This window comes from Actinoplanes sp. DH11, from assembly GCF_020873875.1.
In the GTDB taxonomy this organism is placed as follows: domain Bacteria; phylum Actinomycetota; class Actinomycetes; order Mycobacteriales; family Micromonosporaceae; genus Actinoplanes.
In genome coordinates this window covers 162,255-174,012 of the sequence record NZ_JAHWGU010000009.1, presented here as the reverse complement: position 1 = coordinate 174,012, position 11,758 = coordinate 162,255, and the positions used below count along the sequence as shown (strand labels likewise).

Here is an 11,758-nt window from a genome sequence, read left to right as displayed (position 1 = left end):
GGCGTTCTACCTGCGCTTTCTATCCGCGCTTTTACCTGCGTCTTTTTGCGGGCCGGCTCAGTATCCGCCGAACGTGTCATGGGTGATCCAGGTGCCGGTCGGCGGGGTGATCGTGGCCCGGTTCTGCTGGTAGCCCTTCTCCCAGCGGGCGACCGTGCCGTTCGCGTTCTTCACGACGTACTGGAACTCGACGTACGTGTTCGGCGGCAGCGCCACCCCGCCGGTCCAGGTGGGGAACGTGCCGGCGGTGGTGGTCAGCGGGACGGCCTTCGCCGTGTTCCAGAAGCCGAGCTCCGGGATGCTGCCGACGACCTGGACGCTCTGCCCCCAGGCGGTGAAGCCGGCGGTCCGGCGGCAAGACGCTTCGTGGTACGCATGACGATCCCTTTCGACAGTGACCGCAAGATCTGCAAGTTCTTGCTTCCGATCGGTCGGCCAGCGGGCGGCCTCCGTCCACAGTGGCGGCCCGGGCGCTGTCACACAGCCCCATGGTGAGCTGCGTCAATATGCAACCCGTACGCCACATTCGACGGGTATGAAAATTCTTTCAACGACGAGGTCACGCCGTCGGGTGGTTTTCGGCGCACACCGTCATCGGCGCGGTTAGCCTGTGTGCCCCACCGGCGCCTCGGAGGTAGTGATGACCTCGAAAGTCCGCCAGTCCGCGCCGGCCGCCCGGCCCGCGCCGTCACCCGCCGGCCCGCGGTGCGCCCTCTGTTCCGCGACCATCGGCGCCCGGCACCGGCACCTCGTCGACGTGCGGGAACAGTCCCTCGTCTGCGGCTGCCCGGCCTGTCACGAAACCCGGGCCGACGATCGGTTCCAGCCCGTACCGGAGCGGTACCTGGAGTTCCCCGGCGAGGTGCTGACCGAGGAGACATGGGACGACCTGCGGATCCCGGCCGGTCCCGCCTTCCTGTCGATGGCCGCCGACCGGCTCGTCGCCTGCTGCCCCGGCCCGCGCGGCACCACCGAGACAGCCCTGCCGGCCACCGTGTGGGACCGCCTCGTCCGGCGGCACCCGGCGTTCGGCACGCTGCGCCCCGGCGTGGAGGCACTGCTGCTGCGCCGGTCCGGCGGCAGCTTCCTGGTGCCGATCGACGCCTGCCTCGAACTGGCGGGCGCGCTGCGGCTGAGCTGGCGTGGCTACGACGGCGGAGCGGGCGCGCAGCACAGCCTGGCGATGTTCTTCGCCCGGGTGCACGCCCGCTGCTGACGGGCCCCGGCCGTCAGCCCCCGACCGTCGCCCGCAACCGCCGCCGCCCGACCACTGCCCCACGACGGTCACCCCGGGCCGCCCCAAGCCGTCGCCACCCCGAACCGTCGCCACGGCAGTCACCCCAGGCCGCGCCCAAGCCGTCGCCGCCCCGAACCGTCGCCCCACGGCAGTCACCCCCGGCCGCGCCCAAGCCGTCGCCGCCCGAACCGTCGCCCCACGGCCGTCACCCCCGGCCGCGCCGTCGCTGCCCCGCGATCCGCGCCGCCCGAACGTCGCTGTCCGACCGCCACCAACCGACGGTCGCCCCCAGCCCGATACCGCCCGCGCATCAACCCGGGCCGCCCCTTGTTCCTGGTCCCGGCGGCACCGGACGCGTGATCCACGTCGAGATGTTGATCTGCTAGCGATGCAAAATCGCTGTGATCAAGGGGCTGAAACCGCGATTTCGTAGCGCTAGCAGATCACCATCGCCGGGCGGCTGATCGCGAAGGAGCCGAGGGCAACGAAACACCGCGCTGCCGCGTCGACGTCCGGTATGCCACGCTCAGCACGGCGACCTACCGTCACAAAACGGCAGAAGGCCGACAATCGCTGCTCGACAAAGCCATCGAGACACCACGCTCACTGCCCATCGACGTCCGAGCTGCCCCGATCCGGCCCACCCACACTGTCCCGGCCCGACCCACCCGCACCGTCCCGGCCCGACCCACCCGCACCGTCCCGGCCCGGCTCACCCGCACTGTCCCGGCCCGACCCACCCGCGCTCTCCCGGTCTCGGTCCCGCTCCTGGTCCCGCTTCTGGTCCCGCTCGCGAACCTCCCGCCGGCGCACGTGCCTGACCACGGCCAGCACCGCCGGTGCCAGCAGGGCCGCCGCCACCAGGATCCACAGCACCACGGTCAGCGGGCTGGAGACCAGCACACTCCAGTCGCCGTCGGACAGCGCCAGCGCCCGCCGCAACTGCTGCTCGGCGAGCGGTGCCAGGATCAGCCCGACGATCGCCGGGGCGACCGGCACCCCGGCCTCGCGCATCAGCAGGCCGATCAGGCCGAGCACGGTCAGCACCACGAGATCCGCCATCGTCCCGCCGGCCGCGAACGTGCCCAGGCAGGCGAAGACGAGCACTCCGGCGTAGATGCCGTACGCGGGGATGCCCAGCAGCCGGGCCCAGACCCGGGCCAGCGGCAGGTTGAGCACGAGCAGCAGGACGTTGCCGATGTAGAGGCTGGCGATGAGCGCCCACACCAGGTCACCGGACTCGGTGAACAGCTGCGGGCCGGGCTGCAGGCCGTAGGACTGGAACGCGGTCAGGATCACCGCTGCCGTCGCCGAGGTGGGCAGGCCGATGGTGAGCAGCGGGACCAGCACACCTGCCGCTGCCGCGTTGTTCGCCGACTCCGGCCCGGCGACGCCCTCGATGGCGCCGTGCCCGAACTCCTCCGGGTGCTTCGAGAGCCGTTTCTCCAGGCCGTAGCTGAGGAAGGTGGGCACGTCGGCGCCACCGGCCGGCAGGCTGCCGATCGGGAAACCCAGCGCGGTGCCGCGCAGCCATGCCGGCCAGGAGCGGCGGAAGTCGGCGCGGGACAGCATGGGTACGCCGCGGACCGGCTCGACCCGGGTGTGCCCGGTGCCGGCCAGAGCGTGCGCGAACGTCTCGCCGAGCGCGAACAGCGCCACCACCACGATCACCACGTCGATGCCGTCGAGCAGGGACGGCACGCCGAAGGTGAGGCGTGGTTGCCCGGTGAGCGTGTCGATGCCGACCACGCCCAGGGTCGCGCCGATGACCAGGCTCGCGGCGCCCCGGAGCAGGCTGGGGCCGAGCAGCGCGCTCACCGTCACGAACGCCACGGCCATCAGGGCGACGTACTCCGGGGGTCCGAAACTGGTCGCGATATCGGCGACGAGGGGCGCGGCGATGGTGAGCGCGATCGTGCCGATGGTGCCGGCCACGAAGCTGCCGATCGCGGCGGTGGCCAGGGCCGCGGCGCCGCGGCCGGCGCGGGCCATCTTGTTGCCTTCCAGGGCGGTCGCGACGGACGCGCTCTCACCGGGGGTGTTCAGCAGGATCGAGGTGGTGGAGCCGCCGTACATGCCGCCGTAGTAGATGCCGGCGAACATGATCAGGGCGGCGGCCGGTTCGAGGCGGAAAGTGATCGGCAGCAGCAGCGCCACGGTGAGTGCCGGCCCGATGCCGGGCAGCACGCCGACCGCCGTGCCGATCGTGACGCCGATCAGCGCCCAGAACAGGTTCGCCGGGGTCAGCGCCTCGGCAAAACCGGTCAGCAACGCATCCATCGTCTAGAACCCCCACGGCCCGGCGGGCAGCGACAGACCGATCAGCCGGTCGAAGATCAGGAAAGCGGCGACGGCGACGGTCCACCCGTAGGCCACCACCCGGGCGGGATGCGGCGCGCCGAGCAGCAGGGCAGCCGCCGTGAAGAGGGCGGTGGAGCTCACCACGTACCCCATGATCGGAAGAAGCAGAGCGAACGCGATGAGCGCGCCCACCAGGCCGGCGAGGCGCCAGAGGCGCCGTTTCTCGAGAGCGGATTCCGGTGCGGTACGGGCGGAGCGCGCCCCCTGCACCGCCAGCAGCAGCCCGGTCGTGCCGAGCAGGATCCCCAGCAGCGTGGGCGCCGCCGCCGGCCCGACCGCGTCGTCGGAGTCGCGCAGCCGTGCCGCGTCGACGAGCACGACGATCGCCCCGATGACCATTATCAGTCCCAGCAGGGCGGTGGCCCGGGCCTGCGCACGGTCCACCAGCGGACGGTCCGCCTGAGCACGGTCCGTCTGCGCGCTGTCTGGCTGGCCCGGTTCCGGTGGCGCGGTCATGCCAGCCCCATCTTCACCAGGATGTCCTGCACGGTGCGCTGCTCGTTGCCGAGGAACCTGTCGAAGTCCGGTCCGGCAAGGGTCGCGTCACCCCAGCCGCGCCGGGTGAGCGTCTCGCGCCACGCCTCACCCCGGGTCATCCGCACCACCAGGTCCTCCAGGGCCTTCTCGTCGGCGCCGCCGATGCCGGCCGGTGCGACCACGCCGCGCCAGTTCGCCAGTTCCACGTCGACGCCGGACTCCTTGAGCGTCGGCACGCCGGGCAGGTTGGGCAGCCGGTCGCCGCTGGAGACGGCGAGGGCGCGTACCGTGCCGGCCCGGATCTGTGCCTCCAGTTCGGAGACGCCGGAGACGCCCGCGGCGGCCCGGCCGGAGAGCACCGTGGCCAGCGCCTCACCGCCACCGGAGTGCGCCACGTAGTTGACGTCCCCCGGATCCGCACCGACCGCTCCGGCGATCAGGCCGGCCAGGATCTGCTCCGCGCCACCCGCCGACCCGCCCGCGAAGGAGGCCGAGCCCAGGTTGTCGCGCATCCGGGCCACCAGGTCCGGCATGGCCTTCAGCGGCGAGTCCGCGCGCACCACGATCACTTCGTAGTCGGTGGTGAGCCGCGCGATCGGCGTGACCGCGCCGAGCGTGACCGGCGAGTCGTTGCTCTCGATCGCCCCCAGCATGACCAGGCCCATCACCATGAGCTGGGTGGCGTCGCCGTGGTACCGCTCGAACTGGCTGAGCCCGATCGTCCCGCCCGCGCCGGCCACGTTGTAGACCTCGGTGCGCCCCACCACGTCCCGCAGCGCGGTCTGCATCTCCCGGGCGGTCTGGTCCCAGCCGCCGCCGGGCGCCGCCGGCGCCATCAGCCGCAGCTGCCGCCCGTCCAGGAAGTCACCGGCGACCGCGTCGTCGTCCCCCCACACGACTCCGACGGCCAGCAGCAGCGTCGCCACCGCGGCCGCGACAAAGGGTGCTCTCCGCATAGATCTCACCCACTCCGGCGAATCCACCAAGACCGATGCCCAGTATCCGTCCAGAGGCGACAAAGCGCACGCCCTGCGGGCACCCACCCGGATACCGGTCCGGTCACCGATTCCGGATCGTCAGGCCGTAGATCGCCGCCAGCCTGGCCCCGGCAGCGCCGGACACGCCGCCGGTGTCGAGACGTTGATCTGCTGGCGGTGCGAAATCGCTGTGGTCAAGGGGTCAGAACCGCGATTTCGCACCGCCAGCAGATCCACTACGCCACGCGGAGCCACCGCAGCCGACCGCGGCTACCGACTCACAACCCGACTAGCGAAGGCTCCTCACTCGTCGAGGAAGGTGGCGATCCGGGCCGGCCAGGTACGGATGTCGTCCACCGACGCGGAGACGTGCAGGCGGGCGGCCGGCAGCACGCCCGCGAGCAGTTCGGCAGTCGCCACCGGATGCCCTCGGTCGCCCTCCCACGCCAGGGTCAGCACCGGGTGCGTGATCGCGTGCAGGACCGCGTCGTCCGGCAGGTCCGAGGCGGCGGCGCCGCGCAGCACCGAGGGCAGCAGGTCCGCCGGCACGTCGGCGTCGAACTGCCAGGTCGGCACGTCCGCGAAGATCGGCGGTTTCGGGAAGCGGCGCAGCGCCCGGATCCAGGCCTCCTTGCCGTCCCGTTCCACCGTGGCAGCGCCGTGCCGGTAGCCGCGGGCCTGCTGCGCGCGGGCCTCTCGGACCACCGGCGGGCTCATCAAGATCAGGCGGCGGAACCGTTCCGGCCGGGCGGTCGCGGCCCAGAGCAGGGCGGCGGCACCCATCGAGGAACCGGCCCAGTCCACCGTCGCCGACCCACCGTCAGGCCCGGCAGACCCAGCAGGCACAGCAGGGACAGCAGACCCAGCAGGCCCGGCGGATCCGGCAGGCACAGCGGGCGAGTCGGAGAGCCCGGCCACGCGGTCGGCGAGGTCGAGCAGGTCGCCCGCGAGCGCCGCCCACGTGTAGCGCGCCGGGTCCGGCTCCCCCGGCGACCGGCCGTGCCCGCGCTGGTGGTGCCGCACCACGGTGCGCCGGCGGGCCACCGGGGTCCAGTCCAGGATGCCGATCGCGTCCTCGACCCGCGGGCTGAACAGGTTGCCGTGCGAGTAACCCAGGACCGGCCCGGAGCCGAGGATCTCGTAGTGCGATGGCACCCCCCGATTATCGGCCGACGCGCACCTGGAGGCTGGAGAGGCCCGGCTGCACGCCCACCACGGTGCCGGCCGGGTACCGCAGGGTGTGGTCGCGCTCGGTGGAGATCAGTACCAGGCCGATCCGGTGCCCGGTCTCGAAGATGTGGTCGGTGGTCTGCAGGTCCCAGCGGAACGTGTACGGCTTGCCCGGCTCCACCGGCACGGTCCGGGACGGCGAGAAACGGTTCCGGACGTCGAGCCAGCCGCGCGAGACGATCTCGTACGGCGTGTTGGCGATGACGTACTCCCGCCGGTTGAAGCATCCCGGGTCGCCCTCGATGCCGGGGCCGACGCAGTCCCGTTCGGGCAGGACGCGGGTGCCGGCGAACCGGTCGGCGGGGCCGTAGTCGACGAGCAGCGCGGTCAGGTACGGCGACTCGCCCGTCAGGTCGGCGCGGACTGACACCTCCGGGGTGCCGGAGATCCGGGTCTGCCGGGTCAGTGGCGCGGTGAGGTAGGCGAGCCGGTTGGGGTCGCCGGCGGGCGCGGCGACCAGGTCCGCGGCGGTCCGGGACGGGTCGTCGACGAACGTCTGCCGCTGGTAGGAGCGGCCGGTGCCGAGCGTGCCGTCACCCAGCCACAGGTGTGCCGGGCGGGTGGTGGCCGGCGGCCAGGTCCGCGAGGTCTGCCAGACGTTCGGCGCGACCTCGACGTCGGCCATCGGTTCCCGCATGATCCCGGTGTCGATCTTGTAGAGCCACTGGTCGAACCAGCGGTGCAGGGTGGTGAGCCACTGCTGGCGGCGTACGTTGAAGGGGTCGGTGTGCCCGGCCTGGTGCCACCAGATCTTGCGGGGCACCCCGCGCGCGGAGAGCGCGTCCCACCACTGGCCGGCCTGTCCGGTGCGGACGTTGTCGTCGTGCAGACCGTGCACGAGCAGGACGCTGGCGCGTACCTTGCCGGCGTCCTTGACGTAGTTCCGCTCGTCCCAGAAGGCGCTGTAGTCGCCGGTCTCCCGGTCCTGCGCCGTCTCCAGATGACTCATGACGCCGGCGCAGACCTCCGGGTTCTGCCTGGTCAGCACGGCCTTGGCCAGCACGTCGGTGTCCTCGCCCTGGAAGCCGCCGGGTGCGACGACGCCGCCGTTCGCGCGGTAGTAGTCGTACCAGGAGGAGATCGCGGCGATCGGGACGATCGTCTCCAGGCCACGCACGCCGGTGGCGGCGACCGCGTTGGGCAGCGTCCCGTTGTAGGAGACACCGATCATGCCGGTACGCCCGGTGGCCCAGTTCGCCGGAACCGGCCGCCCGTCGGCGTCGAAGGCGGGCGCGCGCCCGTTCAGCCAGTCGACCACGGCCTTGGCGCCGAGGGTCTCGTTGCGCCCGCCGGAGGTGGGGCAGCCGTCGGAGCCGCCGCTGCCCAGGCTGTCGGCGAAGACCACCGCGTAGCCGCGCGGGACGAAGTAGTTGTCCAGGTAACCGGCGAAGGTGATGTTCTGCGACCGGTCGGTGATGCCGAGCGAGCCCACGGTGAGACCGCCGTCGCGGTCGATGTCGTCGTGGTTCGGCACGTCGTTGAGGCCGGCGTAGTACGGGCTGGCCTGCAGGATCGCCGGCACCTTGAGGCCGGTCGTGGTCGCGGCGGGCCGGATGACGCGCACGGCGACCCGGTCCGGCCGGCCGTCGGCGTCGCTGTCGACCGGCGTCTGCACCCACACCTGCTCGCGGATCGCGGACGCGTAGTCGTGGATCGGCTGGGTGCCGGCGGCCGCCGGAATCCCGGGTGCGGCGGCCGCGGGGGCCACCACGAACCCGGTTACCGCCATACCGGCTATCGCCGTCAATGTCGCCAGGACGATGCGCATCGCCGCACTATATCGCCGCACGTCGATCGTTTGGGACTACCCGTTCGTCCCGCTGTATCGATCTTCATCTTCGTCTACGGTCGGCGGTGATCCGAAGTGGACAGGAGAAACGGATGAAGCTGAGGACCATGACGGCGGCAGCCGTCGCCACCGTGCTGGCGCTCGTGCCGGGCACCGCCGCGACGGCGGGCGGCAACGGCGGCCACGGCGGGCACGACTCGTGCGCGCGCCAGGCCAACGACACCTACGCCGAGCTGCTCAAGTGCGTGACACTCAAGGGCGTCTACCGGCACCTGCAGCAGTTCCAGAGGATCGCCGAGAGGAACGACGACGAGTTCTACCCAGGCACCCGGGCCGCCGGCACCGAGGGCTACGGGAACAGCGTCAAGTACGTCGCCGGGTTGCTCCGCAAGGCCGGCTACAAGGTCACCCTCGATCCGTTCGAGTTCCAGTTCGTCTACCCGTCGCTGCTGCGGCAGCTGACCCCGGTGAACGCCGAGTACGAGACCGGCGCCTTCACCAACAGCGCGCCCGGCGACGTGACCGGCCCGGTGGTCCCGGTCGACGTCAACCTCACCGGCGACCGCGCCACCACCAGCGGCTGCACCGCCGACGACTTCGCCGGGCTGGACCTCAGCGGTCCCAGCGACATCGCCCTGCTCCAGCGCGGCGGCACGCTGCCGGACGGCACCGCCTGCTCGTTCGCGATCAAGGCGGCGAACGCGGAGGCCGCCGGCGCCGAGGCAGCGATCATTTTCAACCAGGGCAACGACCCGACCCGCGAGGCACTGATCGTCGGCACCCTCGGTGAGGACCACGGCATCACCATCCCGGTGGTCGGGGCCAGCTTCGCCGACGGTTCCGCCCTCGCACAGGCGGGTTCGACGGCGCGGGTGCGGATCCTGCCGGCCGAGACCCGTACCGATGTCAACGTCATCGCCGAACTGCCCGGCAAGAACCGCAACAACGTGGTCTTCGCCGGCGCCCACCTGGACAGCGAGACCGAGGGGCCGGGCATCAACGACAACGGCTCCGGTTCGGCGGCGATCCTGGAGACCGCGCTGCAGATGGCGAAGATCAAGCCGCAGAACACCATCCGGTTCGCCTGGTGGGGCGCGGAGGAGCTGGGCCTGATCGGCTCCACGGCGTACGTCGAGGAACTCAGCCAGGCCGAACGGGACCGGATCGCGCTGTACCTGAACTACGACATGGTGGGCTCGCCGAACTACATCTTCCAGGTCTACGACGCGGACCAGTCCTCGTTCCCGGCCCCGGTGGTCGTGCCGCCGGGCTCGACGGCGATCGAGGACCTGTACGAGTCGTACTACACCTGGAAGGACGAGCCCTACGACGACGCCGAGTTCTCCGGCCGCAGCGATTACCAGGCGTTCATCGAGGCGGGCATCCCGTCCGGCGGCCTGTTCACCGGCGCCGAGGTGGTCAAGACGCCCGAGCAGCAGGCCATCTGGGGCGGTGTCGCGGGCGAGTCCTTCGACCAGTGCTACCACATCGCCTGTGACGACATCGGCAACGTCGACACGCACGCCCTCGAGGTCAACAGTGACCTGATCGCGTTCGCGCAGCTCACCTTCGCCTACTCGACCGAGTCGGTGAACGGTGTGCCGGGCAAGCGGGTGCCGGGCAAGCCGGTCCGGCTGCCCGCGCCGGCGGGGCCGCAGGGCACCTTCGTCACCGCCGGCGGCGGCGACGGCCCGCACCACCCGCAGGACTGATCCTCACCGGCCGGAACCAGGGGCGCGGGCCGCGGCGATCGCTGCGGCCCGCTGCCTTGTCCGGCCGGGCGCGTTGAGCGTACGTGTACCGCTACCGTCCCCGCCTCATCCTGCTCTCCGGGGTCCTGCTCGTCCTGGCCACGCTGGCGGCGGCCACCACGGCTGTCCGAACCCGCTCCGGCGCGGCCTTCTGGGTCGCGGCGCCCCCGCCGCCGGTCGTGGTCGCCCGCTACACGTTCGACGGCGCCGGGCCGGCGGCCTGGGCGGACGTCTCCGGGAACGGGCACCGGCTCCGGCCGGTCACCGGCCACGGCGCCGCGGCCGGGTTGATCGGGCACGCGGCGGGCCGGGCCGTACGCTTCCCCGCGCCCTGCCGCCAAGCGCCCTGCCCGCGACTGGTCCTGCGCGCCGCGCCGAGTGACAAGCTCAATCCCGCCGCCCGGCCGTTCCGCTTCGGCGCCGCCCTGCGGCTGGCGCCGAACCGCACCAGCGCCGGCCAGAACGTCGTCCAGAAGGGCTACTCCAACGAGGGCAGCCAGTACAAACTTCAAGTGGACGGCCGTTCCGGGCATCCGAGCTGCGCCCTCGTCCAGGGCACGGCGATCCACCTGGTGCTGGCCCGGGTGAGCGTGTCCGACAACCGCTGGCACAGCGTGGAGTGCCGGCGCAGCGGCACGAACCTCGCCGTCTATGTGGACGGCTTCGTGCAGGGTTTCCGCACCGTCCCGGCCGGCCTGTCAGTGGTCAACCAGGAGCCGCTGAGTTTGGGCGGCAAGAGCGCGTTCGGTGACAACGACCAGTTTCACGGTGTCCTGGACGACGTCTGGGTGGCGGTCGGCTGACGGCGGCGCTCCCACTGCGCCCGGGCGGCGGCGGCGTCCTTGAGAGCGCGCAGCAGCGGCAGCGCCTGCTCGGTGGCGGTGCGGCCGGCCGCCTCGAACTCCGGGATCCGGGACAGCTCCCAGAACGCGTACCCGTCCACCTCGGGCGTCAGCACCAGGTCGGCGTCGGCGGCCAGGTTGTGGATGCCGCCCGGCTGCAGCGTGGAGACCGCGACCATGATGTGCAGGACGGTGGCCGGCGGCCGCCGCGGCAACGGCCCGGAGACGTCCACCCCGATCACGATGTCGGCGCCCAACCGGCGGGCCAGTCCGGCCGGCACGATGTTCACCAGCGAGCCGTCCACCAGCATCAGACCGTCCCGGTCCACCGGCGGGAAGACGCCCGGCACGGCGGAGCTGGCGAGCACGGCCTGCGCCACCGGCCCGTCCCGCATCACCACTTCCTCGCCGGTCGACAGGTCGCAGGCGACGGCCGCGAACGGCCGCTTGAGCGCGTCGAAGTCGGCGCCATCGAGCACCGTGTCGAGGAAGGCGCCCAGCTTGCTGGTCTCGAAGAGCGCCTTGCGGGTACGCCCGGGACGCACCAGCCGCGCCCAGCGCAACGTCTGCGCCAGCTTCGCGATCTCCGCCGGCGTCTGCCCCGCCGCGTAGAGTGCCCCGACCAGCGCGCCCGCACTGGTCCCGGTGATCACGCTCGGTTCCAGGCCGGCCTCGTCCAGAGCGGCGAGCACACCGACATGCGCCGCGCCCCGCACGGCGCCGCCGCCGAGCGCCAGCCCGATCCTGATCTCCGGCGTGTCGTCCTCGTCCATCCGGGGGCCGGCCTTACTTGACCTTGCGGGTGGACCTGGCGACGATCTTGTCGTATTCCTTGTGCTTGCCGAGCCACTCGCTGATGAACGGGCAGATCGGCACGACGGTCCGGTTGCGGGACCGGGCGTCGTCGAGCACCGCCCTGGCCAGCAGCGACCCGACGCCGGCACCCTCGTAGGCCGGCTCGACCTTGGTGTGGGTGTAGACGATGATGTCGCCGGTCAGCTGGTACGTGACGACGCCGGCGAGCGTGCCGTCCGCGTCGTGCGCCTCGAAGCGTTCCCGCTCGGGCGCGTCGGTCACCGTGAAACTCACCCGCC

General features: G+C 72.0%; 11 protein-coding genes. 3 read left to right on the top strand and 8 right to left on the bottom strand.

Features of this window, described 5'->3' with window-relative positions; genetic code table 11:
* Positions 1-57 precede the first annotated feature (57 nt).
* Entirely contained in the window at positions 58-480 is a 423-nt protein-coding gene (locus LPA41_RS15560; RefSeq protein WP_229071087.1) for a carbohydrate-binding module family 20 domain-containing protein, read from the bottom strand.
* A 160-nt stretch (positions 481-640) separates the two neighbouring features.
* Here LPA41_RS15560 and LPA41_RS15555 point away from each other — a divergent pair, with 160 nt between their 5' ends.
* The gene (locus LPA41_RS15555) at positions 641-1,216 is read left to right on the top strand and encodes a DUF5947 family protein (RefSeq protein ID WP_229071086.1); all 576 of its coding nucleotides are present in this window, start codon (positions 641-643) and stop codon (positions 1,214-1,216) included.
* A gap of 624 nt (positions 1,217-1,840) precedes the next feature.
* On the opposite strand, the gene LPA41_RS15550 is transcribed toward LPA41_RS15555, so the two are convergent.
* The 5 genes from LPA41_RS15550 to LPA41_RS15530 all read right to left on the bottom strand — a co-directional run bounded on the left by LPA41_RS15550 (position 1,841) and on the right by LPA41_RS15530 (position 8,050).
* Complete coding sequence (locus tag LPA41_RS15550) at positions 1,841-3,517, bottom strand: tripartite tricarboxylate transporter permease (protein WP_229071085.1); 1,677 nt, start codon at positions 3,515-3,517, stop codon at positions 1,841-1,843.
* A gap of 3 nt (positions 3,518-3,520) precedes the next feature.
* Positions 3,521-3,982 carry a tripartite tricarboxylate transporter TctB family protein gene (locus tag LPA41_RS15545; RefSeq protein WP_229071084.1) on the bottom strand — a complete coding sequence of 154 codons (462 nt, stop codon included), beginning with the start codon at positions 3,980-3,982 and terminating at the stop codon, positions 3,521-3,523.
* A 68-nt stretch (positions 3,983-4,050) separates the two neighbouring features.
* A complete protein-coding gene (locus LPA41_RS15540) occupies positions 4,051-5,031 on the bottom strand; it encodes a tripartite tricarboxylate transporter substrate binding protein (protein ID WP_229071083.1) in 981 nt (326 codons plus the stop codon).
* A gap of 324 nt (positions 5,032-5,355) precedes the next feature.
* Positions 5,356-6,207: an alpha/beta fold hydrolase gene (locus LPA41_RS15535; protein WP_229071082.1), complete on the bottom strand. Its 852-nt coding sequence runs from the start codon at positions 6,205-6,207 to the stop codon at positions 5,356-5,358.
* 7 nt (positions 6,208-6,214) lie between these two features.
* The gene (locus LPA41_RS15530; RefSeq protein ID WP_229071081.1) at positions 6,215-8,050 is read right to left on the bottom strand and encodes a Xaa-Pro dipeptidyl-peptidase; all 1,836 of its coding nucleotides are present in this window, start codon (positions 8,048-8,050) and stop codon (positions 6,215-6,217) included.
* A gap of 113 nt (positions 8,051-8,163) precedes the next feature.
* Here LPA41_RS15530 and LPA41_RS15525 point away from each other — a divergent pair, with 113 nt between their 5' ends.
* Together LPA41_RS15525 and LPA41_RS15520 are read left to right on the top strand one after the other, a co-directional pair.
* The gene (locus LPA41_RS15525; protein ID WP_229071080.1) at positions 8,164-9,783 is read left to right on the top strand and encodes a M20/M25/M40 family metallo-hydrolase; all 1,620 of its coding nucleotides are present in this window, start codon (positions 8,164-8,166) and stop codon (positions 9,781-9,783) included.
* Positions 9,784-9,866: 83 nt separating this feature from the next.
* Positions 9,867-10,625, top strand: a complete 759-nt coding sequence (locus tag LPA41_RS15520; RefSeq protein WP_229071079.1) for a LamG-like jellyroll fold domain-containing protein — start codon at positions 9,867-9,869, stop codon at positions 10,623-10,625.
* Here LPA41_RS15520 and LPA41_RS15515 read toward each other — a convergent pair.
* Both LPA41_RS15515 and LPA41_RS15510 read right to left on the bottom strand, forming a co-directional pair.
* On the bottom strand, positions 10,586-11,437 hold the full coding sequence (locus LPA41_RS15515) for a patatin-like phospholipase family protein (RefSeq protein WP_229071078.1): 852 nt from the start codon (positions 11,435-11,437) through the stop codon (positions 10,586-10,588). The genes LPA41_RS15520 and LPA41_RS15515 overlap by 40 nt on opposite strands.
* 13 nt (positions 11,438-11,450) lie before the next feature.
* Complete coding sequence (locus tag LPA41_RS15510; RefSeq protein ID WP_229071077.1) at positions 11,451-11,753, bottom strand: GNAT family N-acetyltransferase; 303 nt, start codon at positions 11,751-11,753, stop codon at positions 11,451-11,453.
* Positions 11,754-11,758: the final 5 nt, after the last annotated feature.

Excerpts from the sequence above, each read along its gene's own strand:
- LPA41_RS15555 (WP_229071086.1), top strand. The coding sequence starts at position 641 with ATGACCTCGAAAGTCCGCCAGTCCGCGCCGGCCGCCCGGCCCGCGCCG.
- LPA41_RS15550 (WP_229071085.1), bottom strand. The coding sequence starts at position 3,517 with ATGGATGCGTTGCTGACCGGTTTTGCCGAGGCGCTGACCCCGGCGAAC.
- LPA41_RS15540 (WP_229071083.1), bottom strand. The coding sequence starts at position 5,031 with ATGCGGAGAGCACCCTTTGTCGCGGCCGCGGTGGCGACGCTGCTGCTG.
- LPA41_RS15530 (WP_229071081.1), bottom strand. The coding sequence starts at position 8,050 with ATGCGCATCGTCCTGGCGACATTGACGGCGATAGCCGGTATGGCGGTA.
- LPA41_RS15525 (WP_229071080.1), top strand. The coding sequence starts at position 8,164 with ATGAAGCTGAGGACCATGACGGCGGCAGCCGTCGCCACCGTGCTGGCG.
- LPA41_RS15515 (WP_229071078.1), bottom strand. The coding sequence starts at position 11,437 with ATGGACGAGGACGACACGCCGGAGATCAGGATCGGGCTGGCGCTCGGC.